General features: G+C 61.7%; 30 protein-coding genes. 12 read left to right on the forward strand and 18 right to left on the reverse strand.

Translation table 11 applies throughout. The features are described from left to right. Positions 1-80 precede the first annotated feature (80 nt). A complete protein-coding gene (locus AB4Z53_RS00105) occupies positions 81-335 on the reverse strand; it encodes a hypothetical protein (RefSeq protein WP_113537842.1) in 255 nt (84 codons plus the stop codon). 837 nt (positions 336-1,172) lie between these two features. Between AB4Z53_RS00105 and AB4Z53_RS00110 the strand changes: the two genes are divergently transcribed. Then, positions 1,173-1,313 carry a hypothetical protein gene (locus AB4Z53_RS00110; RefSeq protein WP_223726777.1) on the forward strand — a complete coding sequence of 47 codons (141 nt, stop codon included), beginning with the start codon at positions 1,173-1,175 and terminating at the stop codon, positions 1,311-1,313. Positions 1,314-1,539: 226 nt separating this feature from the next. Next, entirely contained in the window at positions 1,540-1,878 is a 339-nt protein-coding gene (locus AB4Z53_RS00115; protein ID WP_113537843.1) for an MmcQ/YjbR family DNA-binding protein, read from the forward strand. Positions 1,879-1,960: 82 nt separating this feature from the next. Here AB4Z53_RS00115 and AB4Z53_RS00120 read toward each other — a convergent pair whose 3' ends face one another. Further along, entirely contained in the window at positions 1,961-2,428 is a 468-nt protein-coding gene (locus tag AB4Z53_RS00120; protein WP_057251076.1) for a YcgN family cysteine cluster protein, read from the reverse strand. A 163-nt stretch (positions 2,429-2,591) separates the two neighbouring features. Between AB4Z53_RS00120 and AB4Z53_RS00125 the strand changes: the two genes are divergently transcribed. The 3 genes from AB4Z53_RS00125 (at position 2,592) to AB4Z53_RS00135 (ending at position 6,054) form a co-directional block, all read left to right on the forward strand. After that, positions 2,592-4,793, forward strand: a complete 2,202-nt coding sequence (locus AB4Z53_RS00125; RefSeq protein ID WP_441594140.1) for a transglycosylase domain-containing protein — start codon at positions 2,592-2,594, stop codon at positions 4,791-4,793. A gap of 135 nt (positions 4,794-4,928) precedes the next feature. Beyond that, positions 4,929-5,516, forward strand: a complete 588-nt coding sequence (locus AB4Z53_RS00130; protein ID WP_441594141.1) for a DUF1214 domain-containing protein — start codon at positions 4,929-4,931, stop codon at positions 5,514-5,516. Next, positions 5,509-6,054, forward strand: coding sequence for a DUF1254 domain-containing protein (locus AB4Z53_RS00135; RefSeq protein WP_223726774.1), 546 nt, complete (start codon positions 5,509-5,511; stop codon positions 6,052-6,054). The genes AB4Z53_RS00130 and AB4Z53_RS00135 overlap by 8 nt, the downstream gene beginning before the upstream one ends. Before the next feature lie 164 nt (positions 6,055-6,218). Here the strand turns inward: AB4Z53_RS00135 and AB4Z53_RS00140 are convergent, their stop codons facing one another. The 3 genes from AB4Z53_RS00140 to AB4Z53_RS00150 form a co-directional block, all read right to left on the reverse strand. Then, on the reverse strand, positions 6,219-6,389 hold the full coding sequence (locus tag AB4Z53_RS00140) for a hypothetical protein (RefSeq protein WP_176707512.1): 171 nt from the start codon (positions 6,387-6,389) through the stop codon (positions 6,219-6,221). Between the two features lie 323 nt (positions 6,390-6,712). Next, entirely contained in the window at positions 6,713-6,994 is a 282-nt protein-coding gene (locus AB4Z53_RS00145) for a hypothetical protein (RefSeq protein ID WP_113537847.1), read from the reverse strand. Positions 6,995-7,146: 152 nt separating this feature from the next. Beyond that, entirely contained in the window at positions 7,147-7,851 is a 705-nt protein-coding gene (locus AB4Z53_RS00150) for an SH3 domain-containing protein (RefSeq protein ID WP_113537848.1), read from the reverse strand. Positions 7,852-8,148: 297 nt separating this feature from the next. Between AB4Z53_RS00150 and AB4Z53_RS00155 the strand changes: the two genes are divergently transcribed. Next, positions 8,149-9,219, forward strand: a complete 1,071-nt coding sequence (locus AB4Z53_RS00155) for a DUF2336 domain-containing protein (protein WP_441594142.1) — start codon at positions 8,149-8,151, stop codon at positions 9,217-9,219. Between the two features lie 105 nt (positions 9,220-9,324). Here AB4Z53_RS00155 and AB4Z53_RS00160 read toward each other — a convergent pair whose 3' ends face one another. From AB4Z53_RS00160 to AB4Z53_RS00175, 4 genes are all read right to left on the reverse strand, one after another. After that, positions 9,325-10,245 carry a MerR family transcriptional regulator gene (locus AB4Z53_RS00160; protein ID WP_441594143.1) on the reverse strand — a complete coding sequence of 307 codons (921 nt, stop codon included), beginning with the start codon at positions 10,243-10,245 and terminating at the stop codon, positions 9,325-9,327. 65 nt (positions 10,246-10,310) lie between these two features. Next, complete coding sequence (locus AB4Z53_RS00165; RefSeq protein WP_441594144.1) at positions 10,311-10,670, reverse strand: DUF1491 family protein; 360 nt, start codon at positions 10,668-10,670, stop codon at positions 10,311-10,313. Between the two features lie 65 nt (positions 10,671-10,735). Next, entirely contained in the window at positions 10,736-11,701 is a 966-nt protein-coding gene (locus AB4Z53_RS00170; RefSeq protein WP_223726766.1) for a peptidoglycan-binding domain-containing protein, read from the reverse strand. Further along, positions 11,673-13,241, reverse strand: a complete 1,569-nt coding sequence (locus AB4Z53_RS00175; RefSeq protein ID WP_441595196.1) for a sensor histidine kinase — start codon at positions 13,239-13,241, stop codon at positions 11,673-11,675. Before AB4Z53_RS00175 ends, AB4Z53_RS00170 begins: the two co-directional genes overlap by 29 nt. A 642-nt stretch (positions 13,242-13,883) precedes the next feature. On the opposite strand from AB4Z53_RS00175, the gene AB4Z53_RS00180 reads away from it, so the two are divergent. The 3 genes from AB4Z53_RS00180 to AB4Z53_RS00190 all read left to right on the forward strand — a co-directional run bounded on the left by AB4Z53_RS00180 (position 13,884) and on the right by AB4Z53_RS00190 (position 15,845). Next, entirely contained in the window at positions 13,884-14,351 is a 468-nt protein-coding gene (locus tag AB4Z53_RS00180; protein WP_441594145.1) for a DUF5330 domain-containing protein, read from the forward strand. 206 nt (positions 14,352-14,557) lie between these two features. Next, positions 14,558-15,238: a hypothetical protein gene (locus AB4Z53_RS00185; protein WP_441594146.1), complete on the forward strand. Its 681-nt coding sequence runs from the start codon at positions 14,558-14,560 to the stop codon at positions 15,236-15,238. Positions 15,239-15,422: 184 nt separating this feature from the next. Continuing rightward, complete coding sequence (locus AB4Z53_RS00190) at positions 15,423-15,845, forward strand: SufE family protein (protein ID WP_113537856.1); 423 nt, start codon at positions 15,423-15,425, stop codon at positions 15,843-15,845. Positions 15,846-15,987: 142 nt separating this feature from the next. Here AB4Z53_RS00190 and mucR read toward each other — a convergent pair whose 3' ends face one another. From mucR to AB4Z53_RS00230, 8 genes are all read right to left on the reverse strand, one after another. Beyond that, positions 15,988-16,419, reverse strand: coding sequence for an exopolysaccharide biosynthesis transcriptional regulator MucR (mucR, locus tag AB4Z53_RS00195; RefSeq protein WP_043620098.1), 432 nt, complete (start codon positions 16,417-16,419; stop codon positions 15,988-15,990). 402 nt (positions 16,420-16,821) lie between these two features. Then, complete coding sequence (gene mnhG, locus AB4Z53_RS00200) at positions 16,822-17,181, reverse strand: monovalent cation/H(+) antiporter subunit G (protein WP_113537857.1); 360 nt, start codon at positions 17,179-17,181, stop codon at positions 16,822-16,824. Further along, complete coding sequence (locus tag AB4Z53_RS00205) at positions 17,178-17,561, reverse strand: cation:proton antiporter (protein WP_113537858.1); 384 nt, start codon at positions 17,559-17,561, stop codon at positions 17,178-17,180. Before AB4Z53_RS00205 ends, mnhG begins: the two co-directional genes overlap by 4 nt. Continuing rightward, positions 17,558-18,031 (reverse strand): Na+/H+ antiporter subunit E, encoded by a 474-nt coding sequence (locus tag AB4Z53_RS00210; protein ID WP_113538071.1) that lies wholly within the window; start codon positions 18,029-18,031, stop codon positions 17,558-17,560. Before AB4Z53_RS00210 ends, AB4Z53_RS00205 begins: the two co-directional genes overlap by 4 nt. Then, positions 18,031-19,593, reverse strand: a complete 1,563-nt coding sequence (locus tag AB4Z53_RS00215; RefSeq protein ID WP_113537859.1) for a Na+/H+ antiporter subunit D — start codon at positions 19,591-19,593, stop codon at positions 18,031-18,033. Before AB4Z53_RS00215 ends, AB4Z53_RS00210 begins: the two co-directional genes overlap by 1 nt. A 7-nt stretch (positions 19,594-19,600) precedes the next feature. Continuing rightward, positions 19,601-19,978 carry a Na+/H+ antiporter subunit C gene (locus AB4Z53_RS00220; RefSeq protein WP_113537860.1) on the reverse strand — a complete coding sequence of 126 codons (378 nt, stop codon included), beginning with the start codon at positions 19,976-19,978 and terminating at the stop codon, positions 19,601-19,603. Then, the gene (locus AB4Z53_RS00225; RefSeq protein WP_113537861.1) at positions 19,978-20,397 is read right to left on the reverse strand and encodes a Na(+)/H(+) antiporter subunit B; all 420 of its coding nucleotides are present in this window, start codon (positions 20,395-20,397) and stop codon (positions 19,978-19,980) included. The genes AB4Z53_RS00220 and AB4Z53_RS00225 overlap by 1 nt, the downstream gene beginning before the upstream one ends. Continuing rightward, on the reverse strand, positions 20,394-22,754 hold the full coding sequence (locus tag AB4Z53_RS00230) for a putative monovalent cation/H+ antiporter subunit A (RefSeq protein ID WP_441594147.1): 2,361 nt from the start codon (positions 22,752-22,754) through the stop codon (positions 20,394-20,396). The genes AB4Z53_RS00225 and AB4Z53_RS00230 overlap by 4 nt, the downstream gene beginning before the upstream one ends. Positions 22,755-23,216: 462 nt before the next feature. On the opposite strand from AB4Z53_RS00230, the gene AB4Z53_RS00235 reads away from it, so the two are divergent. The 3 genes from AB4Z53_RS00235 to AB4Z53_RS00245 all read left to right on the forward strand — a co-directional run bounded on the left by AB4Z53_RS00235 (position 23,217) and on the right by AB4Z53_RS00245 (position 25,947). Next, a complete protein-coding gene (locus AB4Z53_RS00235) occupies positions 23,217-24,809 on the forward strand; it encodes an EAL domain-containing protein (protein WP_441594148.1) in 1,593 nt (530 codons plus the stop codon). 95 nt (positions 24,810-24,904) lie between these two features. Further along, positions 24,905-25,312, forward strand: a complete 408-nt coding sequence (msrB, locus tag AB4Z53_RS00240) for a peptide-methionine (R)-S-oxide reductase MsrB (RefSeq protein WP_223726755.1) — start codon at positions 24,905-24,907, stop codon at positions 25,310-25,312. A gap of 110 nt (positions 25,313-25,422) precedes the next feature. Then, the gene (locus tag AB4Z53_RS00245) at positions 25,423-25,947 is read left to right on the forward strand and encodes a hypothetical protein (RefSeq protein ID WP_113537864.1); all 525 of its coding nucleotides are present in this window, start codon (positions 25,423-25,425) and stop codon (positions 25,945-25,947) included. A gap of 7 nt (positions 25,948-25,954) precedes the next feature. Here AB4Z53_RS00245 and trhA read toward each other — a convergent pair whose 3' ends face one another. Next, positions 25,955-26,611, reverse strand: a complete 657-nt coding sequence (gene trhA, locus AB4Z53_RS00250) for a PAQR family membrane homeostasis protein TrhA (RefSeq protein ID WP_291160845.1) — start codon at positions 26,609-26,611, stop codon at positions 25,955-25,957. Between the last annotated feature and the right edge of the window lie 187 nt (positions 26,612-26,798).

Consider the following 26,798-nt stretch of genomic DNA (forward strand, 5'->3'; position numbering starts at 1 on the left):
AGGACAGAAACATGCAGGCATTCAAAGCGCTACAGCGACCTTTGCGCGCCTGACAAGACGCGCAACGCTGCGGGGACCGCTTACATCGGCACCTTCACGGTGACCTTCTTCGGCCGTCCACCATTACCGGGAACGAGTACCGTGATCACGCACTGGCCATCGGATGTCGGCTGTGCCGACAGCAGCTCGCCGCCGGTATCGGCAACCACCTGCGCAGCGGCCGCGCTGCAATCGCCGGACACACGGACGACGTTATCCGACGGCACGTTGATCGCAGGCGGGCTGAAGCCCGCGAGGCCTGCGGCAAGCGCGGCTATGATCACTGGTGAAGACATGAACGCACTTTCGACTTGGGAAGCATCATGGCAGAAGCAATAACCGAATGAGGCTGAATGGCAAATGAATGTCGGCTTTCAGAGCCGTCAGGTATCCACTGGGGAGCCGACGGATCCGACCCTAGATTGCAGCGATTCCGTTTGTGACGAAACCCGGAACGAGACTTGCGCCAGCAAGCGATAGCCATCTCATGCGACAGTTTCATCTCGATGCCGACGACAGAATGGGGCCTCAAGATCACGGGCATACTTCACTGCAGGCCATGAGATCAGCCTTTTGTTAAGCATGTTTCGCTAGCATTCCGAAGTCGGCAGCGGTGCGCATGCCGCGATGGTGGATGCATCCGCCATAAGCCCGAACACTGGGACAGCGCATCGGGCAGGAGCGATTTCCGATTCCATTGAATCCCTTGCCGACGATCGTTTGAAAGTTGAGTCAACACCCTGCGAGGTTGAGTCAACTTGATCGCGCGCCGAATCCGGTATTCGCACTAAGCCCCTGACACCCTTCGATTTCATCGCGATGGCTTCGCCGCGATGCGAGCGAGCGTGCCGGCGTTCGGCACATTCTGTAGGAGCCTCATCACGTGAGGTTTGGCGTTCCCACACAAGACAGGACGCCCGCAAAAATACTTCAAAAGAACAGCCAATTTAGTCGTATCTGCACCGGCAGATCTTTGGATTGACAGACGGCTGTGGATCAACGAAAAATTAATCGATTTAAATATTTTTCAATCGTTTAAATGATTTAAGCCACTGATTTACAAAGCCTTTACGATATGAAATTGTCCACTACATCAAATGTCATGAAACCGTCATAGGCCCCGGGAGGATCGGATGCAGACGCTAGCCAACAACCAGCCCGCATCTCAGCAGTCCAAAGTACCGCAATCGCTGCTCGACCGTTTCGAAAACGAATGGCGCGCCATGCGCGACGCCGGCGAAAGCACCCCGAAGCCGATCCAGCCGGCTGAGTAAAGCCTGTCAACGGCGCACCGGTTTTCCTGCGCCAAGACCATCCTGACATATGCAAGACGCAACACGGAGTTGAACCCTTACGGGTCAGGATGAAACACATCCTGCAACGCCGAATGGCCCGTCTTGGCCGATTGGATTGGTGCCGTGGCAATAGCTGCGGCCCTTGAATTTTTGTGGCTATTTTCAGCCTTTTGGCCATTCGGAAAATCCATGTTACTCTTTCCGAATGCTGACCGAAGAGATTGAAAAACTCGCGCTAAGCTTGCCGGGAACGGAGGAAAACGCGCATTTCGGCACACGGGACTTCCGGGTGGGCAAGCGCATTTTCATGACCCTGCCGGAAGCCGGCCGCGCGGTCTTCAAATTCACCCCTGATCAACAGCGCATGCTCCTGGAAATGGAGCCCGGGGTCTGTGCCGCCGTGCCTGGCGGTTGGGGTGACCGTGGCTGGACATCATTCTACTTCGTCGAAGCCGACGAAGGGCTCGTGCGCCAGTCTATGGAAACGGCATGGCGCAACGTCGCACCGAAAAACCTCGTCAGGAAGAACGGCGGCAGCCACTAGGCTGCATCAGGCGAATGGCCGGTTCGCCGAAGTGCGAGCGCCCCGCACGCAAGTCGCTTGCGAAGCGCGGACCAATCCATTTTCAATCCACGCTTTCCTGCCCCACTTCCAGCGGCCAGGTGACGAGATAGTCTTCGTAGTCCTCGATATCGATGCCGTCCTCGGCAACGGTGCGGCCACGCACGGAGATGCCGGCGGCATGGACAGTATCCGGATCGCCTGAGACCAGCGGGTGCCACCAATAGAGATCGCGCCCCTCGGCCACGAGGCGGTAGCCGCAGGTCGGCGGCAGCCAGGTGATTTCGCGCACGGCCTTGGGCGTCAGCTGGATGCAGTCGGGCACTGTCGCCTGACGGTTTTCATAGTCCTTGCAACGACAGCTCTCGCCATCAAGCAAAGTGCAGCGGATCGAGGTCCAGGCGATCTCGCCGGTATCCCAATCCTCCAGCTTGTTCAGGCAACAGAGTCCGCAGCCGTCACACAGGCTCTCCCACTCCGTATTGGTCATGTCCTCAAGGCTTTTCGCCTTCCAGAAAGGCATTTCGCCCATCGTCATCACACTTTCGTCAAATAGCCCGCGATACAGAAATTTCGCAGAAAATTGCCGGTTTTTTAAGGCCGGCAGCGCGATATGCAAGTAGATTGGAATTTGACGCCGTGCAAATATTGCGCGGCGCCGGCATGATGCCACAAAGCCTTCAGGACGTTGAGACGTGCGGGAACCGAGGAAAGACGATAACCGGCCGAAGAAACGGCACATCTTTCTCAGGATCGACTCCTGGATCGATTCGACGGTCTGGAATACCGGGTTCAAGCTCGCGCAGTGGTGGGAAGATACCACCATCTTCTTCCGCCGTTTCCGCGTCACTGGCTGGAAAAAGGTCGTCTTCGAGGTCCTCGGCGAAGGCATGACCTGGGGCACCGTCGGCTCGGTGCTGATGCTGGCACTGGCGCTTCCCGCCTTCGAGGAAACCAAGGGAAACTGGCGTGCCCAGAGCGACTTCGCCGTCACCTTCCTCGACCGCTACGGCAATGAAATCGGCCACCGCGGCATCATCCACGAAGATTCCGTGCCGATCGACGAGCTGCCCGACCACCTGATCAAGGCGGTGCTGGCGACCGAAGACCGCCGCTTCTTCGACCACTGGGGCATCGACTTCCTCGGCCTTGCCCGCGCCATGACCGAAAACGCCCGTGCCGGCGGTGTCGTCCAGGGCGGCTCGACGCTGACCCAGCAGCTCGCCAAGAACCTTTTCCTTTCGAACGAGCGAACGATCGAACGCAAGATCAAGGAGGCCTTCCTTGCCATCTGGCTGGAAAGCAACCTGTCGAAGAAGGAAATACTCCGGCTTTATCTCGACCGCGCCTACATGGGCGGCGGCACCTTTGGCGCGGCTGCGGCGGCGCAATTCTATTTCGGCAAATCGATCACCGATGTAAGCTTGGCGGAATCGGCGATGCTTGCCGGCCTCTTCAAGGCGCCGGCGCGTTATGCACCGCATGTCAACCTGCCGGCTGCGCGCGGTCGTGCCAACGAGGTTTTGACCAACCTCGTCCAGGGCGGCCTGATGACCGAGGGCCAGGTGATCGCCGCGCGCCTCAATCCCGCCAGCGTTATCGACCGCGCCCAGGTAAAGGCGCCCGATTTCTTCCTCGACTGGGCCTTCGATGAGGTCCAGCGCATTGCCCGTCCCTTCGCGCAGCATTCGCTGATCGTGCGCACCACGATCGACATGGGCCTGCAGAACGCCGCGGAGGACTCGGTGGAATCGAGCCTGCGCCAATATGGCGAGAGCTTCCGCGTGAAGCAGGGCGCGCTTGTCATGCTCGAGAATGGCGGCGCGGTGCGCGCCATGGTCGGCGGTCGCGACTATGGCGAGAGCCAGTTCAACCGCGCGACCCGTGCGCTGCGGCAACCGGGCTCCTCATTCAAGGTGTATACCTACGCGGCCGCGATGGAGAAGGGCATGACGCCGGAAACGATCGTCGTCGACGCGCCGATCACCTGGCGCGGCTGGTCGCCGCAGAATTACGGCCGCAGCTATGCCGGGCGCATCACTATCCTGACAGCCATCGCCAAGTCGATCAACACCATCCCCGTACGCCTCGCCAAGGACAAGCTCGGCACCGACCTGATCGCTCACACCGCCAAGGCGATGGGCGTCGAGACCCCTATCCGTACCGACAAGACCATGCCGCTCGGCACATCGGAAGTCACCGTGCTCGATCAAGCGACGGCTTACGCGGTGTTCCCGGCCGGCGGCGTGCAGTCACGCCGTCACGGCATTAGCCAGATCCTCAACTATGACGGCGACATCCTCTACGACTTCGGGCGTGACGAACCGCCGGCGCGGCGCGTGCTTTCGGAAAACGCAAACACGTCGATGAATTCGATGCTGACGCAGATCCCGATCATCGGCACCGCGCGCAAGGCCGCTCTCGACAATGGCATCCTCGTCGGCGGCAAGACCGGGACGACGCAGGCCTATCGCGACGCCTGGTTCATCGGCTTCACCGGCGACTATACGACCGCGGTCTGGTTCGGCAACGACGACTACACGTCCACCAACAACATGACCGGCGGCTCGCTGCCGGCGATGACGTTCAAGCGGCTGATGGACTATGCGGAGCAAGGCATCGAGCACCGCGCCATCCCCGGAGTGACCACCCCGACGGCGCCAGTGAAGCAGCCGCAGGTCGCAGCGGCGAAGCCGGACGAAAACGCCCTGCCGCCCCTTATCCGTCCGCGCTCGTTGTCGGCCGAGGTCACCCGCCTGCTACGCACGATCGGCGAGACCTTCGAAAAGGCGCCGACGCTGAAAGCGCCGGAAAAAGCCGGCGGTAAGCTCGCGGCTCTCGGCGCTGCCGAAGAAAAACGCTCCGGACAGACGGATCCCGATGCCGCCAGCAACTAAAGCCCCCCGGCAGCCATCTCATCGTGCGGCCGCGCGTGACCCGTCGGTCGCCGTTGCGCCGGGCGCCAATTTCGGCGAGATATGGGGGCAACCCCATGTTGCCCCGTCGCTGACCGATTTCCGATAGAGCCGCCCTTGTTCCGAATTCCCTTCCTCGTCGCCATCGCTCTTGCCATCACCTTCGGCGGCGGCATCGCCTCGGCCGTTTGGGCGCTGAAGGCGACCGTCGGCTTCGGCTCGATCGCGATCGGCCCATGGGTTGCCTTTCCGGAAGCGCAGACGATCAATGCCGACCCCTATGCCAAGGCGCACCGGGCGCGTGCTGGAGAACTTCTCTACGGCGGCGCCGAAGGATTGATGTTCAGCGCACAGATCGACGACAAGGGCCAGAAGCTGCAGGCGACCTGCTCCTATGACGTGACGGGGCTGACGCCGCAGGCGCGCTTCTGGACGCTCTATGCGGCGAACGCCGACGGCCTGCCGCTGCGTCCCGGCTCCGACCTGCCCTCGGCGCTTAATTCCTGGACCGTGCTGCGCAGCGAAAACAGCAACTTCACCATCCATGTGTCGCCGAATGCCCAACCGGACAATTGGCTGGCCATACGCCATGCGGGCAACTTCCGCCTGATCCTGACGCTGCTCGACACACCGACGGCCGGTTCTTCGGGCCTGATCGACCTCGCCATGCCTGTCATCACCAAGACCGGGTGCGGCGATGCGTAAGGTTCTCTTCGCCACGGTCCTCGGCCTTGTCGGCGCCGCCCTGCTGCACATCATCATCATTCTGTCGTTGCCGCAGTTCACCGGCCGCGATGCCTATACCCGTGTACTCGGGCTGCTCGAAATGGACAGTTTCTTCGCGCTGACGAGCACGCCGGGGCCGACCGGGCTTGCCAATGACGACCCCTATCTCAGGACGGCCGTTTGCAGCTTCTCGATCTCCGACGGGCCGGCGCGCTTCCTCGCCAGCGGCAGCGTGCCGTTCTGGTCTCTCGCGGTCTTCGACAGCAATTCGAACGAAGTTTTCAGCATGAACGACCACACAGCGGTCAACGGCAAGCTCGATCTTGTCGTCGCGACGCCGATCCAGCTGGTGGAACTGCGCAAGTCGCCGCCGGAGGCGCTCGCGCAATCGATCATGGTGGAGATGAAGGAACAGGACGGCTATGCCGTCTTGAGGGCGATGGCGCCGGTCGACAGCTTCGAAGAGCAGGTCCGCAACTTCCTCGCGGAATCAAGCTGCGAGCCATTTCGCCGCTAGAGCCCTCGGACGTGAAGACGGCTGACCACGCAGTTACGGCGCTCGGCCGAGAGCCGACGCAAAACAACGTTCAATGCAGGAATTGTGGTGGAGGGACCCTGATGCTTGGGCTCAAGGAGGCGCGCGCCCGGTCATAGCCGGCCGCCGACGCAGGAAATCGAACGCTACTGCTTCTTGATCCGGCGTCCATCCGGTGCCGTCGGCTGCGGGTCGCGGTCGAGGCGTTCGTAACGGATACCGGTGAACAGAAGCACTTTGGCTCCGCCCGATATGGCCGGAGGCCTACGCGGCGGTACGCGGACCTTTCGGTCCTGAATTCTGATCACGTCTGCCATGCTCGTCTCCACAAAGTCTTGAGACGGATGAACTACCGTACAGATTTCACCCTGCCCTCTCGGGCCAGCGCATTTTTCCAGGCTTTGCCTGGACAGGCGCGCTTTTCTCGTTTGCTCCTTCTTCCGGTCGCCCGGATGTTGCTCTTCTGGTTCACACGACGCAGCCCGATGATAACGGGTCTACCCCGATTGAGCCATAGGCTGGTTAACAGAATGCTAATACACCGCTGCAACACCAACCAAGTCTCATTATCCCGCCAGACGAGGCCCCGAGATGTATCCGAGGTAACAACCCGGAGCGCTTTTTTAAGCCGTCGCTTCCACTAGCGTCGCGATATCAGACCGAACAGGAACGACACCCCGGCAACCGCCACCAGTGTCGACAGCGGTTCTTCGCGCACGCGTTCGCGAACGCGTTCCACCATCAATTCCGCCTCGCCCTGCACGACTGCCTTCGTACCGCTGCCAATGGCAGAGACCGCTTCGGTCAGCCGGGCGATTTCCGCCCGCAGTTCGGCGATTTGTACGTCAACCTCAGCACGCGCCTGCACCTGCGAAACGTTTTCGCTGACTTTCTGCACGGCCTCCAGTTTCTTTTCCACCATTACAACGCTCCCTTGTCTGCGCCGTCTCAACGCTCCGGATAGCGTTTGGTTCCGCTTGAAACCGCAGAAAGCCGAAGCGCCAAAAGCAAACGGGCGGCCAGAGCCGCCCGTTTTCCAGTCCATCGGAAGGGCGCCGCTTCAGGCGCTCCAGGTCAGTTTTCGCAATTCGGATCGTCGAACTGGCACCGAACGAGCGGCGCAGGGCGGGCGCCTTCGTAAATGACACCATCGTCCTGGCGAACGCGCACGCCATCACTGCGACGTTCCCACTCGCGGCGTTCTTCGCGTACCGTCCGCTCGCTGTTCCATTCACCTTCGCGGCGACGCCATTCCTCGTCGCGCTGGCCGGTTTCCCAGTCTCGCCGCTCGCGGCGCCGATCACCTTCCCAGTCACGGCGATCGCGCTCGCGCTGGCGTTCCCAGTCGCGACGATTCCGGCGGTCGTCGACCCAATCCGGACCCCGGCGCCAGCGGTCACGCTCGCGATAGAAGTCACGACCGCGGTAGTTGCGGTCCCAATAGTTGTCGAACTGGAAGACGACCGTTGGAATTCCGAGCGGCCGATAGTAGCGGGGCTCGACATAAACGCGATTGCGACGATAGTCGGCCTGAACATAGCGCCCGGCAACCCAGCCGCGACCACCGTAGAACGAGACGTCGCACCACGGCAGGTCAGCAAGGCATCCGTGGATCTCCACCGATTCGCCGACCGGGATCATCGATACCGCCGGATAGCGGGTGCTCGGACCGGAGCGCATATTGACATTGGCAGTGGCAAAGCCTTCTGCAGCCTCGGCGATCGCCGGGGCCGCGAGGAGCGCGCAGACCGCCGCCGCGCGCAGGATAAATTTCTTCACAGTTCCATATCTCCCATGGAGAGGCCCCTCTTCACCTGGCCTCCAAGCGTCGGCGGGCGTCCGGAGCCCTTGACCGTCGCCGCGATAACTCGTCAGCGCATGTGGATTTTTTATGGCTGATGCCGCGGATGTCCCCGAGAAATGCGGGGCTGGCGAGGCGACTGGGCGACCCTCTCGGGCGCCACGCCCGTGCCGTAAGCCTGAATAAAGCTCCAACATCCATAGTTAACAGTGCGCTAACGCTTTTCTTCTAATTTTTGCGACGTGTGCCTTTCCGGATCACCGGAAACGGCGATCATGTTTTGCGTGCAGGGAATTACCGTGACGGATCGCTTTCGTGAGTTGGAAAGGCCACAGACCGGCCGCTTGAAGGACGTGGTCCTGATGGCGACGGTCACTGGTTTCGAAAGCCTGCGCATCCCCCGCAAGTCCGACATGAAGCAGTTTGCCGAACTGTTCGAGCCCCTCTTCCTCGGTTCCAGCAACGAAGCGCGCCGCCAGGCGGCGGCAGCCCTTTCCCAATGCCTGCAAATCCCGGAACCGGTCGCAACTTTGATCGGCAGCATGCCGATTTCGATTGCCGCAATTTTCCTGACGCGCTCGAAAGCGATTGCAGACCGTACCCTTATTTCGGTCATCCGCGAGCGCGGCCCGGAACATGCCGCAGCGATCGCGCGGCGTCCGAACCTCTCTCCCCTCGTCGTCGATGCCCTGGTCGAGCACCACAATCCGCCCGGACTCGCCGCACGCAGCAACGCCGCGAAACAGGCGGTGGCGGCGGACCAACCAAACCTGGAGCCCGAAGCCGCTTCCTTGCGGGCTGCCCGCGAAGAAGCGCTTCGGCACGAGATCAAGACGCTGGCGCGGACGGGGTCACCCGCTACCGCGCCCGCAGCTTCGTCTGAGGCAATCAACGACGTTCATGCGGCGCTGCTTGTGCGCTTTGCCCGTAGCGGCGAGATTATCCTGTTCTCGCGCGTCCTCGGTCAGGCGCTCGGCACCAAGGACGCGCAGGTCGAGCGTATCCTGCTCGATATTTCCGGACAGCAGCTTGCGACGAGCCTCGTCGCGCTGGATGTGGGGGCGGCCGATGCCGGTTTCGTGCTTCAGGCCCTCTATCCGCACCTTCGCGAACCCTTCGGCGAAACGAGCCACGCGGAAGCCTTGATCGGCGCCATGAGCCGCTCGGACTGCCGCGAGCAACTCGATGCCTGGTTCGAGGCGGAGGACGCCGCTCCGGCCGCAAGGCACGAAGCCTATTTCGCCGAAAATTCCGCCAATGATACGCGCCAGGTTGCCCCTCGCAGGGTCGCGGCCGCCGTCGGCAATGTCCAGCCACAACGGCTTTTCGGCCGCCGACGCGGCTAGGCGCCGTAATCTCTCACCATCCAGGTCGTCTTGATGCAGCCATGCTCCCTATCGAGCCCATGCCTGGACAATTGATGATGTGCGGATGAATCTGCGGCCGCGCCCTTAGAAGAGCTGTTTCATCGCGTCGATGATCCAGCTCCACTCGCGGCCTGTCGGAGCCTGTGGCCCCTGCCCCTGCAACACCGCCATCAGCTCCTGGTACCGAGCGGAACGGGCGTGGTGTTTGCGATGCTCGAGTTGCCAGTCCAGGAATTCCTTGTCGGGAGCCCGCTTCATCGCCTTTGCCGAGTTTACCAACCAGTCGGCGGCAATCTCCCTGCCGACGGCCGATTGCGAGCTCAAGCCGTTTTCGATGGCAGCCCTCACCCGTGCGAAGGTAGCGTCGGCCGCCTGGGCATAGGCGGCAGGGTCGAATTCCTCGGTCCAAAGCGTGGACATATGGGACCGCATTTCGGCCGCATAGGTCTTGTCGGAGAACATGTCCATCAGTTCCGCCCATGCATCGATCTGCTCCTGGGTCGGATCCTCTGGCAGATCCGGCGCACCGGCATCCATCATTTTCTTCTTCCACTCTGCGTCCACCGGCGCGCCGCCGGCAACGTCGTCGTAGAAACGTTCGAGCGCGGCGCGGAATTCCGTCTTTGAAAGCTTGGTCACGGTCCATAATCTCCTGAGATCGGCTGGGGAGGGTTCATGGAGTTTCAAAGCCATTCGCAAGGCTGCCGCGATTCGGCGCTTCGATCGGATTTCGGTTTCGAGCGTACGAAGCCTCAACGCCAGAACATCGGCAAACGAGGTTCTGCTGGTCAGGATCTTCCGGATTTCTGAAAGGCTGACACCCGCTTCACGCAGAGCAAGCACGAGGTCCAGCCGGGCGAGATCCGCTCCGCAATACATGCGGTAGCCGCTCTCGGTCCGCGTGGACGGCGGCAACAGCCCCTTGTCCGAATAAAACCGAAGCCGCCTGACCGGGATGCCGCTCAGCTTCGAGAGTTCGCCTATCGAAAAGATTTGATCGTCCATGCGTGCGTCCTACGGCCTCCACCAAGTGGAGAGTCAAGCAGGTCCGCGCGATGGGCAAGACGGTGTCAGGACCGGCTTGTCCCATCCTCAGGAACCACCTCGAACAGGTCGCCATGGTCGTCCAGTTCGATCTCCACGATCCAGCAGTCCGGATCGAACCGGACCTCGCTTGCAAGCGCCGCATCGACCCGCTCAGCCTCGCTGTCCCGAAGCCTCGCCTCGAACTTGCGGCCGAGTTCGACTTCGTCATCGAAGAAATTCTGTGGCGCCGGGGCAAAGAGCGTCTCGGTGCCGAGCCGTGTCCGCTGGCGGATGAAGATTGCACCGGCGTCCTCCGCACCCTTGCGCAGCACGGCCGCGTAGCCGCCGAGCGAAAACGCACGGCGCAGGAGGGACGAGACGAAGATGTGAGACTTCAAGCGCATGAAAGGCTGATACACGCGCCAGCCGGCGCAGGCAAATCGGCGGTACGTTCAAAACCCGCCGGCAATCAGAGCGCGCCGATTTCCTTGAGCTTCTTCAGGACCTGGGCGTTGGGCTCCCCGGTCTGCGGCAGGCGGTAATGTTTCTCGAAATGGCGGATTGCCGCTCGCGTCTGCTCTCCGGCGACACCATCGACCGCTACATCCGCATAGGCGAGATTGCTGAGCCCTTTCTGGATGTTCAGCACCAGGTCGCTCGAAACCGGTATCTCCGCACGCGGAATGAAATTGCTTTCCTTCTCGGACGAGCGAATGGCCGCCGCGACCGGATCTATCTCCACGCCGTTGCCCTTTGCCTCTGCAAGGGGCCTTCCCGCCGGCATGACCTGCGCAACCTTGTCGCTTGGCGCCGCCCTTAGCGCCTGCAGCAGCTCGGTGCTGGCCGAGCCGGTCTCGGCGCGACCGGCCTGCGCTTCAAAACGCAGGATCGCCGCCGTGGTCCGTGGGCCGCTACGCCCGTCCGGTGCGCCGTCATAAAGGCCGACCCGGTTCAGTTCCTTCTGGATATCGGCGACGAGCTTCGATTGCGCGCTGTCGGGCACACTTGCCACGCGCTCAGGTGATGGCTTATCCGCCGGCAGATCCGCGGAGGCCCCAGCAATCACGTCCTCGACATTGTCCGCCTTGGCCTCTCCCTCGCGCTCGATGACGAAGGTGGTCACGTTGCGCTGCTCGATCTCTTCGCCCTTGGCGATGGCGATCCGCTGCGCCGTTTCGGCGCTGACGAGCGGCACGCGGGTGCGCATGAGCGGCGACGGGTGCACGCCGTGCTGGTACCACATGGCGTTGGCGGCAACGAAGGAGAACACGACAACGAAGGCCGCGGTGCCGCCAGAGACCAGCGGATGGCGCGCCATCAGGCGGCCGGCAAGTCCAACACCCTGTCCGGCAAGTGCCAGCCCGCGCACGGCCAGGCCGGGCGCACGCTGCGCGGCCTTTTTCCGTTCAGGCTGTTTTCGCTTGCGCGGAGCCATATCCCCGTTCCTCGTTCAAACCAACGTCCTCGGACCGCCCTCCTTCGGCGGCCGGCCTCGTTTCTCCGTCGCGCAGGCGCGGCGGGAATTCCACCGTCACCGGCGAGCGCTGCTCCTCTTGCTGGGCAAGGGCAATGCCAGAGCCGTCGCGCGGTATCGTCACGACGATGACAGTCCCCTCGCCCTCGCGGCTGCGAATCGTGAGATCGCCACCATGAAGCGCAACGAGGCCCTTGACCAGCGAAAGGCCGAGACCCGTGCCTTCGTAGCGGCGTGTATAGTCGTTCTGGATCTGGACAAAAGGTTGGCCGAGCAGTTCCAGCTTGTCGGCCGCGATACCGATACCGGTGTCGCTGACCGAAACCTTCAGCGTCTCACCGTCCACCTCGGCGTCGATCGTCACGACACCGCCATGATCGGTGAACTTCACGGCATTGCCGACCAGGTTGATGAGAACCTGCTGGAACGCGCGCTGATCGGCATTGATTTCGCCGATGCCGCGGGTGACGCGGCTCACGAGCTTGACGCCCTTTTCCGCCGCCTGGTGCGACAGCATCGCCTCGCAGGCGGCAACCGCCTCGGCGACGCGGAAAGGCTCAGGCATGAGCTCGTAGCGTCCCGCCTCGATCTTGCTCATGTCGAGCATGGTGTTGACGACGGAGAGTAGATGTTCGCCCGATTTGTGGATGAGGCCCACATATTCGCGCTGGCGATCGTTCTCGAGCTTGCCGAAATACTCGCCGGCCAGCACGTCGGAAAAGCCGAGGATGGCGTTGAGCGGCGTGCGCAGCTCGTGGCTGACGGCGGCGAGAAAACGGGTCTTGGCGTCGTTCGCAGACTCGGCTTCGGCCGTCCGGGCCGCCGCCTCCGCGCGCAAGCCTGCCTCCTGGGAGACATCGCGCGACTGCGCAAGGATTGCCGTCAGGTTGCCGTCGCGATCGCGCAACGGCGCCAATTCGCAAGCCATATAGACGAATTGCTCGCCTTCGATCGGCAGAGTCCGCCGTTCGATACGGATATCGACCGTCGCCCGATCACCGCCCTGGCGAAGGATGTCGATCGCACTCAGGAAAGTGATGCGGTCGGAGACGTGAATCTGTTCGATGAAACCGCGGCCCGCCGGATCGCGCATCAGCGTCAGGTGCTCGGCTGCATCTCGCCCGTGCACGGAAAGAACATTGCCGCGCAGGTCATGCACGGTCACGAGACCGGCAAAAAGATCATACGCCGCCGAAAGGTCCGGGAGAACCGGATCGGTCGGGGCTGGCGCACCGGCTTCCGGCACCCGGCCACGGGCGATCGCGACGGCTGCTGCCAAGAGCGAGGCGGAAGCCCAAAGCGCCGTGCCAAGCGGCAGGGCCGAGGAAACCGGCATGGCGAGCGACAGGGCGAGCGGCGCCACGGGCAGCGTCGTCAGCGAGACGGCCGCGACAGCCCGCAGACGTTTCGTATCGCGACGTCCAGCGAGCGAGGAGGCTTCATGACGGGGCAGCCACAGGGCCGCGATCTCGTCCACGCGGGACGCCCATCTGCCAGCCATGTTACGCAATACGCTCACGCTTTACCCTGCTACATTTGTTGTTCTTGCGAGGCTGGCGCGATCGATTTCCGCGACTTGCGGACCGCGATTCAGACCGCCTCGTGACATGTCGGAATCTCGCATCCCCGGCTTAATGAAAGAATAAACGCGGCCGTGCCGGAACGGTGCGAAACCGCCGAAAAATCCCGTTTTGGAGCAAAACCGGCGACCTTCATTTCTTGTGGTTAACGGGGCGTAAGCAACGGATTTCTGTGCATTTTCTGCACACCGTTAACGATTGTGGCGCCTCCTTCGACACGCCATCGCCGAAGCTTCCGGGCTTCGGGCTTGAGGCTTTGCCACGAACCTTAACGGCGAAAGCTAAAATGCGAAACAAATGCGCGGAAAAGCACTCGACGGCGGCATTTCATTAAAATTTGAAGCAAATGCCGCTCGATTTTGAAAAGCCGTCTTGTGATTCCCGTCCTAATGTCGGTGTCAACGAAGGGCCGGACGCTGCATCGAAAGCAGCAGCTTCCCCGAGGAAACGACGGTAGCGTGAACGGGTATCAGGGGATACGACGGCGCTGCGGGATGCCGAAGGCACAAAAGCCGGCTAAAAGACTGGCGAGCTCAGGCAGCTGAACGAAGGATGGGCAGAACATGTGGTTTCTCATCAAGGCGACATTCTGGTTTTCGCTGGTGCTGGTGCTGCTGCCATTCCTCGATCCGTCGAGCTCTCAGAAGCTGGAGCACGGTCCCAAGGTCGAGCTTGGCGACACCTTCTCCGCCGCCAATGAAGCGTTCCAATACATCAGCGCCATCTGCATCCAGAAGCCCGAGGTTTGCGAGAAGGGCGCGGAAACCTTCGTCGCCCTCGGCCACCGGGCTCGCGAAGGCGCTCGGATCGCCTATGAATTCCTGGATACCCAGTTTGCCGAAACCGATGCGGCTCAGCCCGATGCCAAGGTGATGACCGGTACGGTCACACCGATGATGACCGGCACGGCCAAGCCGGCAGCCGATGTGGCAGCTGCGGCCGAGGTCAGCACGATCGACGCAGAGCCTGTGTTCAAACGCACGCCCGTTCCGGAAAAGCGCCTCGACCCCAAGGCCGCGTTCATCCAGTAACCCACACGTTCCCGGTCGCGCCCAGTGGGCCGCCCCACCCCATTCGCAACTTAACTGCCTGACTTGCCGCCCTGTCGTGGCCGCCGCGAGGATCCCATCCCCTCGCGGCGTTTTCTTTTTTGGGCGCAACCGCTGATCTGTTCACAGCCAGCCACGCACAAGCCGTGGCTGCTTAGGTCCGCCGCACGACAAGCGGAGGCACCCCAATGCAGATCTACGGGCTTTTTTCGAATGCGGGCGTGACACGACCGGCGACACCCGGCACCACGACCGCCGTCGAAGGCAAGAGCCCGGCCTCCGCTGCGTTGCTTCTTGGCTCTGACGAAGACACTGCCGATCGCGCGGCTGCGGCCAAGAAGAAGATCGATGACATCAAGGAGCAGCTTCGGATGCTCCGATTCTTTGCATCCGATCCGGAAACTCTCGCAAGGCTTGCCAAGCAACTCGCTCAGCAACTCGGCACGGCTGCCCAGCAATTGGCCGGCGCAGATGGTGCCGGAGCGGCAAATGGTGCTGTCGCCGCTGCCGCCGCTGCGGCCTTGGCAGATGCGGGCAGTGCGCCAATGCAAGACGCGACGGCCGGAGACGATACCCCCACTTCCCCCGAGCCGACGAGCTTTGCCGAGCGCGCCTATCGCGAATTCAGCGACGACGACCGTGGACCCGGTACCAAGGCGAAGGTGGCCGCCGAACTCAAGTCGGCTGCCGAACAGATAAAACAGCTCCTGCGAAAGGCAGAGCAGGAACTGCGCAGCGAGGGGGCTGCCCGTGACGCTGACGATGCCCGCGCGGCCGGCCATGCCTTGTCGGCAGCTGTCGGCAAGCTCGGCGGGTTCGACGCGAGCGCCGGCAATGCGCTCGCCTTCCCGACAAGCGTTTCGATCTGACCGCACCGGCGAAAGGCTACCGACGCCCAAGGCAATCGCGAATGACGGTTCTCAACCGGCTCGCCATCCCCTATATGAGGGCTGAACGCCTGCATGCCTGATGGCAATGGGCATGAACAGGGACGAAGCTCGTTCACGGTAAGGACCGGCGGGCGTATAATTTCCCGATAGCTGGACCCGGACCATGACGACGCTTGACCAGATCATCGACGATTTTGCCTTCCTCGACGAGTGGGAGGATCGTTATCGCTATGTGATCGAACTCGGCAAGGCTCTGCCGGAAATGCCGGAGGCCAAGCGCACCCAGGAAAACAAGGTCCAGGGTTGCGCCAGCCAGGTCTGGCTCGTCACCCAGACGGCAGGCAATCCGGAGGATCCAGTCCTGACCTTCGAAGGTGAATCGGATGCGCACATTGTGCGCGGCCTAGTCGCGATCGTGCTCGCCATCTATTCCGACAAGCATGCCTCGGAGATCGCCAAGATCGACGCTATCGATACCTTCGGCAAAATCGGCTTGATCGAGCATCTGTCGACGCAGCGTGCCAATGGTCTGCGCTCGATGATCCGCCGCATCAAGAACGAAGCGGAGCTTCGGCTGGCCGCTTGAGCCATTGCCAGCGCCGCCGCAGCGACAGCGCTGCTGACGGCAAAAACACAAGAGCCGGACGCTCAGGCCCGGCCCTTTGTGATCAAACCAGATACCGTCAGGCAAATCGCAGCAACAGCCGCTTCACCGGACGGTTAAAGTCTTACTTGCCGCGACGCTTGCGACGCTGGCCGAGGCCCATTTCCTTGGCAAGACGCGAGCGTGCTTCCGCATAAGCGGGCGCGACCATCGGGTAGTCGGTCGGCAGGTCCCACTTTTCGCGGTATTCTTCCGGCGACAGATTGTGGTGGGTCATCAGGTGGCGCTTCAGCGACTTGAAGGTACCGCCGCACTCAAGGCAGGTGATCTGGTCATCCTGAACGGACTTGCGGACGGAGACGGCCGGCTTCGGCTTTTCAACTGGGATGACGACCGGTGCCGGCGCCGCGGTGTTGTTGAGCGCCGAGTGCACATCTGCGATCAGCGTGGGAAGCTCGGCGACAGGAACCACATGATTGCTGACGTAGGCGGCAACAATTTCCGCCGTCAGTTCAACCAGAAGTTCATGGCTCGCGCCAAGCGCTGTTTCAGTCATTTCTTTCTCCTATCGGACTTCAGCACAACCCGAGACGGCGTCTCGGGGGAGGAACGCTTGCAAGAGCCGCCAGGAAGCCTTCGCTGCCTTGGGATGGACCATCAAACGCGGCAAGGACAAACGCCGTCCGCGATATCAAGAGTAGGAATTCTGATTACGAAACCTGCTGCCGAGTCACCGGGACGACCGAACTCTCAAAGCAACAACCAACATTCACAACTCAAGCTGGAATTTCAGATCAAAGTATTTTCCACGACGACACTTTACATTTACTCGATTAACATCGATGCGTGAAATGTCCAAACATAAATTTGCCGATACTTAGCAAGTTTATCTCCAAATTGCTAAAATGGCCACACTTCATCGCAAAGTTCTGAAATACAGATTCAGAAATGTCGTCGATCAGCGGCGACGTGGCTCTTCCTTTTGTGGAAGCTGATCTACGACTGACAGTTTCGTAAGTTTGTAACCGGCCTGATGTGCCGCCTTTGCCAAGAGATGAGCCGAAATTGGGGCAGTCAGAACAAAGAAAAAGAAGCCCGCGAGCGCGCGAATCAATATTGCCGGATCCAAAGAATGCACGCCCGCGGCCAGCAGCAACAGGCCCGAACCTATAGTTCCGGCCTTCGAAGCCGCATGCATGCGTGTGTAGAGGTCGGGAAAACGCACGATACCGATCGCCGCAAGCAGAGAAAAGATTGCGCCGATGATCAACAGAGCTGCAACCAGCACAGCAATTACGACATCCAGGACAGGGTTCATCGGCGCCCTCCCTTGCGCTTGCGGCGCACCGCATCGGACCGAGGTGCGGACCCACGCTTTGCTTCCGCGAGGCCGCGCTCGGCGCTTGCTGTCTCCGGCGAAAGACCGCGGGCGAGAATGAAGCGGGCAAAGGCGACCGTCGCGAGAAAACCGACGAGGCCAAGGGCAATGGCAATATCGATGTAGAGGTTGAAGCCGGTGCGGATCGCGACGATCGCGATCAGGCCGATGGCGATCGCCACCAGCATGTCGAGGCCGAGCACGCGGTCCGGCAAGGTCGGGCCGCGGATGATGCGCCAGACAGTAATCAGAAGGGCAGCAGACAGCGCGATAAGTGCAAAGCCTGTCGCGAAGGCTTCGAGCTGGTCTGGCAGGCTCATTCGAAAGCCTCCTTTATCCGCCGTTCAAAGCCGTTGGCTATGTCACGCCTGAGGCCGCCGGGATCGGCACAATCGAGGGCGTGGACGTAGAGCGTGCGTCGGTCGTCGGAAACGTCCACCGACAAGGTCCCAGGCGTAAGCGTGATGAGATTGGCGAGCAACGCGATTTCGAAGTCGCTCTTGACCGTCAAGGGATAGGCAAAAATGCCGGGCTTCAGCTTCATCTTCGGCTGGATGACCATGAGCGCGACCTTGGTTGCCGAGATCGCCAGCTCCTTGAAGAACAAAGCCGTCAGCAAGGAAAGCTTGAGCGGGCGCACCGGATAGGCGACGGGCTGGAGCTCGCGCCGGATCAGCCATAGAGACAGCGCTCCGACGGCAAAACCGAGGATCAGATTGGCCGGCGAGAAGCTGGCACTGATCGCGCCCCAGATCACCGTGAACACCAGGTTGATGGTCAGGAACTTGATCATGGGCCACCTCCCGGGAAAACCGAGTTCAGGTATGCCGAGGGCTCGGCAAGCCCGGACGCAGCACTTTGAATGGTCGCAAGAAGCGGCTCCGGGTAGAGACCGATCGCCAGGGTCAGCACGGTCAATGCGGCGAGCGGCAGGAGCGCGGCGGGCGAGATCCTCCCAGATGCCGTTGCGCCGTCCCCGGCCGCCGCATTGCGCCAATATGCCAGCAGGAAGAAACGTCCTGTAACGACGGTCGTCAGGAAGCCGGTAAGAAGCAGGGCTGCCGCCAGCCACCAGGCGCCGATATCGAGTGCCGCTTTAACCAGCATCACCTTCGGCCAGAAGCCGGAGAATGGCGGCAGGCCGGAAACGGCAAAGGCAAGCATGAGCGTCAGCGCCGCAAAACCGGCGTGGCGGCGATAAAGGCCTGCAAGCGACGAAAGCGAGAAGCTGCCGCCGAGCCTGGCCGCGACGCCCGACGCGAAGTAGAGCGCCGTCATCACGAGCATCGAGTGCAGCGCGTAGAAGATCGCGCCGCCGATGCCGCCCGGTCCACCGACGGCGATGCCGGCAAGGATCGAACCGATGCCCGAGATCACGAGATAACCGAGCATGCGGCGGAAATCCGACTGTGCCAGCGCCCCGAATACGCCAACGAGCATGGTCAAAGCGCCGGCAAGGGCAATAACGAAGCTCAGTTCCTCGCGCTGGAGCGGCAAGAGCATGACGGTCACGCGGATCAGGGCATAGATGCCGACTTTGGTGAGCAGGCCGGCGAAGAGCGCCGACACCACCACGCGCGGCGTGTGATAGGAGGCCGGCAGCCAGAAATTGACCGGGAAGGCCGCCGCCTTCATGCCGAAGGCAAGTACGAACAGCGCCGTCAATGTCATCAAAGGCGCCGTGCCGCGGAGGCCCTCCGCCTTGCGCGCGATATCGGCCATGTTGAGCGTGCCGAAGCTCGCGTAGAGATAGCCGGTGGTGATCAGGAACAGTGTGGTCGCGACCAGATTGAGGAAGCCGTATTTCACCGCGCCGTCGATCTGCTCGCGCTCGGAGCCGAGCACGATCAGGCCGAAGGACGAGATCAGCAGTACCTCGAACCAGACATAGAGATTGAAGATGTCACCGGTCAGAAAGGCGCCGGAGACACCCGCCATCAGCAACATCAGAAACGGATAGAAGCCGTAGCGCCGGCCGCTGTCGTTGATGTCAGCGAGCGAATAGACCCCGCCGGCAAGCGCCACCACCGAGGCGGTAAGCGCAAAGAGAGCGCCCGTCAGATCGACCGTAAACGCGATGCCGAAGGGCGGCAGCCAGCGTCCCATCACCATCGTTACCGGACCGCTTGCGAGCACGTGCCGCAGCAGGAGAACGTCGACGACAACGAGGCCGGCAAGTCCGAGGACAGCGATGTAAGGATGCCAGTCGATCTTCCGGCGCAGCATCACGAGCAGCGCGCCGATTGCAAGGCACCAGGCAACCGGCAGGATCACCAGCCAATCGGCAGAGGCGACGGGCTCGAGAACGAGTGCTGCGGAAAGATCTGCGGGGGGAGAGGTAGAAGCGGCCATGGGTCGGTCAGTATCCAAGCGGCGGAGCCGGCTCGTCCTTCGGCTCGGCGACGCGCATCTCGTCGGTATTGTCGGTTTGCAGCTCCTCGTAGGCACGCCAGGCCAGAACCAGCAGGAAAGCGAAGAAGGAGAAGGAGATGACGATCGCCGTCAGGATCAGGGCTTGCGGCAGAGCGTTTGCTGCCGGTCCCGTGAGCGCATCCTGGTGGCCGGGAATGACCGGCGGCACGCCACGCGTGAGCCGCCCACCGGTGAAGATCGACAGGTTGACCGCATTGCCGAGGATGGCAACGCCGAGCAGCACGCGGATGATGGACTTCGACAGCAGAAGATAGACGGCGACCGTGAAGAAGATGCCGACAAGCAGCGCAAACCAGGCTTCCATCACTCGCCTCCCCGCTCTTCGAGGGAGAGCGCGATCGAGCTGATCGCCCCGACGACGACGAGATAGACGCCGCAGTCGAACAGCATCACGGTCGAAAGCGGGACCTCGAGGCCGAGAACCGAGGGATAGATCCAGAGACCGGTCATGAAGGGGACACGCGCCGCGATCGAGATCAGGCCGGCGACCGTCGCGGCAAAGAGCCCCGCCCCGGCAATTGCCATCGGGTGGAAATAGATGGCGCGGCGCACGGTCTCGACGCCGCAGGCAATGCCGTAGATCGCCAAGGCGGAGACTGCGATCAGGCCGCCGATGAAACCACCGCCGGGCTCATTGTGGCCGCGCAGCAGCACGAAGATCGAAAACAGCACCATCAGGCTGGTCAGGAAAGGCGCGACGGCCCGGAAGATCACCGATCTCATGCGCGCTCCTCCGCATCCGGATCGTTGTCGGCGATGCGGCGGAGCGAGCCGGCCCGCAGGCGAACGAGCGAGAGGATCGCGAGGCCGGTGACCATCACGACGGCGATTTCACCCAGCGTGTCCGTGCCACGGAAATCAACGATGATGACGTTCACCACGTTGGCGCCATGTGCGATCGACTTGGAATAGAGATTGAAGAATTCCGTGAGCGTGGCGTCGAATGGAACGCCCGTCACCTTGAGCAGCATCAGGCCGAAGCCAAGGCCGCAGGCAAGTGCGATGGCGAAATCCGGAACCTTCTGGGCGAACGGCCGATGGTCGGAGGGCGAAAGCCTGAGCCGCGTCATCACCAGCGCCAGAACGACGACTGACAGCGTCTCGATCATGAATTGGGTGAAGGCAAGGTCCGGCGCGCCGTAGAGCAGGAAGATGACGGCAACGGCAAAGCCCTGGATACCGAGCGAGACGATTGCCGTCAGCCGGTCGGGCGCGAGAACGACCGCAACGAGACCGATGACGGCAATTGCCATGATCGCAAGCTCGTGCAGCGGCACGTCGGGCGCGAAGAACGGCGCGCGCGGCAGTTCGCCATAGGATAGCGGCACGATCAGCAGCACGAAGGCGACGAGGATGAAGGTCGCGGTCATGTAGACGTCGAGGCGGCCGGACTGCAGCCGGCGCGTCAGCGCGACGGAGAAACGAACGAGCCCGCGGATGAACTGGTCGAAGCCGCGATCCGGCCCCCAGCCGATATCGGCAAGGATCGTCGCCATGAAGGCCCGCAGGCGATCTAGCTTCAGGTAGAAAACGATGCCGATCAACACGGTCGCGATCGACATGGCCAGAGGCACCCCGACATGCGGAACGACGGATATCGTGACCGTCCGCGGTTCGCCTGATATCGCCGATGCCATCGGCGTCGAGACGAGTTCGTGGGTCAGCCCCGAAAGCAGGGCGGCGGAAAGCCCCTTGGCGRCAAGCAGCGCCGGCCCGAGCCAGAGCAGCAAGGGAGCCTCGTGCGGCGCTTTCGGCGTCTCGACCTTCGCACCGATGAAGGGCTTCAGGGCAACGGCAAATGCCACCGCAAACATCAGCGCATTGCCAAGGATCGCGATTGCCGCAAAGACCATGGAGCGGCGGTCGAAGCCCGAGAGCGCATAGTAGATTTCCTCCTTGGCGATGAAGCCAAAGAAGGGGAAAAGCCCGCCCATCGAAAATGCGGCTGCAAGCGCAATGACGAAAGTAAGCGGCATGGCGGAGCGCAAGCCCCCAAGTCTGGTCACGTCGCGCGTGCCTGTCTCATGATCAATGATGCCGGCGACCATGAAAAGGGCGCCCTTGAACAGAGAATGCGCCACCAGATAGAGCACCGCTGCTTCAATCGCATGCGGAACGCCGAGGCCGGTCAGCATGACCAACAGGCCGAGCGAGGCCATGGTCGTATAGGCGAGCATCAGCTTCAGGTCGCTCTGGCGGCAGGCAAGAGCAGCACCTATGACGAGCGTGGCGCCACCGAAGAGCGGCAGCAGGATCTGCCATTCGGGCGTGCCGCCGAGCACGGGATTGAGCCGCATCAACAGATACACGCCGGCCTTCACCATCGTCGCCGAATGCAGGTAGGCCGAAACGGGCGTCGGCGCTTCCATCGCGTTCGGCAGCCAGAAGTGGAAGGGGAACTGCGCCGACTTGGTGAAGGCGCCACCGAGGACCAGCAGGAGCGCGGCCAGATAGAACGGGCTCTCGCGCATCTCTGCGCCAAAGGCCGCGAGCAGCGAAAGCTGGGTGACGCCGCTGACATTCCAGATGATCAGCAGACCGGCGAGCAGGAACAGCCCCCCTCCTCCTGTCACGACCAGTGCCTGAAGGGCGGCGCGCCTTGCCGCTTCGCGCGAATGGTCGAAGCCGATCAGCAGGAACGAGGTAATCGAGGTCAGTTCCCAGAAGACGAACAGCATCAGGAAGCTGTCGGAGACGACTACTCCGAGCATCGCCCCCATGAACATCAGGACGAACGAGAAGAACCGCCCCTGCTGCGGATGGCCTTTCAGGTAACCGCCGGAATAGAGCACGATCAGCATGCCTATACCGGCGATCAACAGGACGAAGGTCAGCGACAGACCATCGATCAACCAGGAAAAGCTGACATTGAACGACGGGATCCAGGCATAACCGCCGGTAACCACCTCGCCTTTGGCCACTTCCGGCCAGAAGCGGGTGAAATGCAGGACGATGGCTGCAGGGAAGAGCGCCAGAACCCAGGCCGCGTTATGGCCGAGGAGGCGCGTGAGCAGCGGTGCAACCAACGCCCCGACGAAAGGGAGTGCGAGAGCCAGAAATGTCAGGGCCGCAACATCCATCGTCCTGGCCTACTCCTTTATATTTTCACCGTACAATCAATCGAACACCCGACATAAAAGAAGGGTTATGGCGCCTCAAGCCTTATCCAGATAAAATCGACGTTATGTGCCGTTAAGTCGCCACGACAGAGCGCAAGCAGCAGTCCATGCACTATCAGATTCGTTCGTTTCATGCGGCGTCGACCGACGACAATTAAAGCGCTGTTAGCAAAATATTCAGTCGCCGTCGCAGCAGGATCGAACGTCCTAGAATTGGGACAATAAGACGTGGTAGTTGTAGGTAAAGGCTTCTTCAATTCAAAATAATACGACGATTGGATCAGCGCAGCCGGCGACACCAACGACTGCTCGTAACGCCTGCCTTCGACGATATCTGCGCACCGCCGGGCTCCGGTTCATCGACGGTCTTTCTGGCGCAGGCAGCATGCAGTGAAGACCACAACGATCACGGGCGAGGCCTGCTTGGAACGATCTCGCATAGTCGTCATCGCCGGTATCCTGGCTGCACTCGGCGCGATCCTGCCGATGCTCGCTGCCTATTATCTTTCCTGGTCGATCGCGGTGCGCAACGAGCAGGCGCAACTGGCGCGTCTTGCCGACTCCGCGGTCATGCGGGCCGATTCGGCGCTGAAGGAGGCCACGCGCGCTCTGAAAACGGCCAATCGGTTCGGCATGCCGGCATGCGCGGAAGCACATGTCTCTGCCATGCGCTCCCTGGTCGTCAATACGGCTGCCATCGAAGATATTGGTTACTTCGAGAACGGACTGTTGAGATGTACCTCCTGGGGCGCCCCGCCTCGTCATCTCGTCCGCTCACCGCCGGCCGACTTTACCACCGACAACGGCATCGAAGTGATCGCGCGGACCTATCCGACGATCAGCACCGGCATCGCCATGACGGCGTTCCGTGACCGATCCTACACTGCGCTGACGAATCCGGTCCGCTTCGTCGACGTTATCGCCGAGCCCGGCACACGAATTGCCGTTGCCACCAGGACCGGCATCGTCGTCAGCACGCTGAACGAGCCGCATGCGTCGCTCACGGCGCGGCTCGCCGACCTTCCGAAGACGGGCAAGGACGCGGAGGATCTGTTTGCGACCTCCAGGGGATCGAACTGGATTGCGGTTGCGAGTGCCCCCAGTATCGCCATCCTCAACGACATGGACCGGGAACGACTGCTGCTGCTCCCGGCCGGCGCGCTGATCGCAGCGCTGATGGTCGGTCTCGTCGTCTGGCTGTCGCGGCGCCGGCTTTCGCCGCTTGGCGAACTTTCGATCGCCGTGCAGCGGCGTGAATTCGTCGTCCACTATCAGCCGCTCATCGAGTTGAAATCCGGCATCTGCGTCGGCGCGGAAGCCCTTGTGCGCTGGCGGCGTCCCGATGGGCAGATGGTCCGCCCCGACCTGTTCATCCCGCTGGCGGAGGAGAACGGTCTGATTGAAGAAATCACCGACCAAGTCATCTACGCCATGATCGCGGAGCTCAGGACCGTCCTTCTTGCGGACCGCTCGTTGCACATCGCCGTCAATCTCGCCGCCGATGACATCAAATCGGGGCGCATCCTGCCGATGATGGACACGGCACTGAAAAGCACCGGCATACTACCCCAGCAGATCTGGCTCGAAGCGACCGAGCGCGGCTTCATGGACGTGAAGTCGGCCCGCGCGACGATCGAGGAGGCTCGCCGGCGCGGACACTCGGTGGCGATCGACGATTTCGGCACCGGCTACTCGAGCCTGCAATATCTGCAGGAACTGCCGCTCGATGCGCTGAAGATCGACAAGTCCTTCATCGACACGATCGGCACAGACTCCGCCACAAGCTCGATCACACCGCACATCATCGACATCGCCAAATCGCTCAATCTGCACGTCGTCGCCGAGGGTATCGAGCGACAGGAACAGGCCGACTATCTGATCGAGCGCGGGGTGCAATACGGCCAGGGCTGGCTTTTTTCCAAGGCGCTGCCGGCCGCCGAGTTCATCGCCTTTTACAACAACAGCAAGCGCCAGCGCGGCGCCGGGCCAGCGGTAATCCGCCGCGAGATCGCCTGACGTCACGCCTGTCGACCTTAGGGCGCAGACGCCTACTTGAATTGCACCCTTCCTGTGGCGTTCCTATATAGTCGCCGCAACGACAGGAGATATCCATGACGAACGTAAAGACGCCCAGGGTGGTGAAGACCGACGCGGAATGGCGGGCCATGCTCTCGCCAGAACAATACCGCGTCACCCGGCAGCAGGGTACCGAGCGTCCGTTCACCGGTCCTTTCCTCAACAACAAGCAGACCGGCACCTATGAATGCGTCTGCTGCGGCCGAGCCCTCTTCCGCTCGGACACGAAGTTCGATTCCGGCTGCGGTTGGCCGAGCTATTTCGCGGCGATCGACGACCAGGCGATCCGCGAGATCGAGGATCGCTCGCACTTCATGGTGCGCACGGAAATCCGTTGTGCCGACTGTGACGCGCATCTCGGTCACGTCTTTCCGGACGGCCCGCCGCCGACCGGGCTTCGCTACTGCCTCAATGGCCACGCGATGACGTTTACCGAGGATTGACACTGACGCGCGGAAGGAGTGGCATGGGGCCCGCTGTTCCACTAGGAACAGGCCCCGCGCCGCAACCGTGCTATCTAGACTTTGGGTCGAGCAAGTGAGAGGAGGTCCGCATGCTGCGCATTCTGACAGCACTCACGCTTCTGCTCTCGTCTCCCCTGAGCGCTGCGGCTGCCGATGATTGGATATCCTATGCCAATGCGCGTTTCGGCTACGTGCTCGACATTCCGCCTGGCTTCGAGCTGCAAAGCCAGGGCGACAACGGCGACGGCGCGAGTTTCCAAGCCAACGACAATGGCGCCACCCTCTCGGTTTTTGGCAGCACATTGCTGGATGGCGACTTCGAAACCGACGTCAACGAACGCATCGGCGTCGAACGCGATGGCAGCTGGCGCATCGCCTATTCGCGAGTGACAGCGGCCTGGGCAAGCTTTTCCGGCGTGCGCGGCGAGGAAGTGTTCTATACGCGCGCCATTGCGCTCTGCGACGGCAGCGCCGCCTATTTCCGCCTGCAATACCGCAAGAGCCGCCTCACCAGTTTCGACGGCGTGATCTCACGCATGGCGGAAGCCCTCAGGCCCTCGGAGGGCTGCCAGCATCCACCCATCGCCGCGGTTGCAGGGGAAGCGCCAAACTGATCGCGGCTCAGGATGCGGCGCTGAAGCAGGTGAGCACAGCCGAATAGTGTACGGCCGCACCGGTCACGACGAAGCCGTGCCAGATCGCGTTCTGGAAGCGCAGCTTTTCCCAGACATGGAAAATCACACCGGCGGAATAGATGATGCCGCCGATCAGGATCAGCACCAGCGTCGTCGCCGTCAACGCCGACAGGAGTGGTCCGACAGCGAGTATACCGCTCCAGCCCATGGCGAGATAAAGCAGGATCGCCAACCGATCAAACCGGCCAGGAAAAAGACATTTGATCGCAACGCCGAGGGCAGCGATCGCCCAGATGCCGATCAGCATCACGAACAGGAACGGGTCGTCCAGGCCACGCTGCAGAAACGGCGTATAGGTCGCCGCGATCAGGACGAAGATCGAGGAATGGTCGAAGCGACGCAGGAACCATTTGGTCCGCGAAATGGGATAGAGATTGTAGAGAAACGAGATCGACAGCGTCGCAAGCAATCCTGCCCCGTAGACGGCCGCAGCTGCAAGCTGGCCGCTCGTGCTCCAAAGCGTCGCATAGAAGATCAGCGCCGTGACACCGACGAGTGCAGCGGCAAGACCAATGCCATGCACGATACCGTCGGCAATCAGCTCCGAGCGATCATAGTTCCATTTGACGCCAGCAAACTCCACGCCATCCCTCTCCGGATTTCTGTCTTCTTCTGCGGCGCACTCATAGCTTTCGCGCCATCATCGTCATCCTGCCACAGCACCGAGCCGCCGCAAAGATATGCGCCGTGGCGAAAGCATCAACTTTTGCAACGCATTACAACAATTCCATGACACGTCGGCAAAGTGCGTAAGGGCCTTGTTCGCAGGC

The sequence above is a fragment of the Ensifer sp. 2TAB8 genome (assembly GCF_052115125.1).
In the GTDB taxonomy this organism is placed as follows: Bacteria; Pseudomonadota; Alphaproteobacteria; order Rhizobiales; family Rhizobiaceae; genus Ensifer.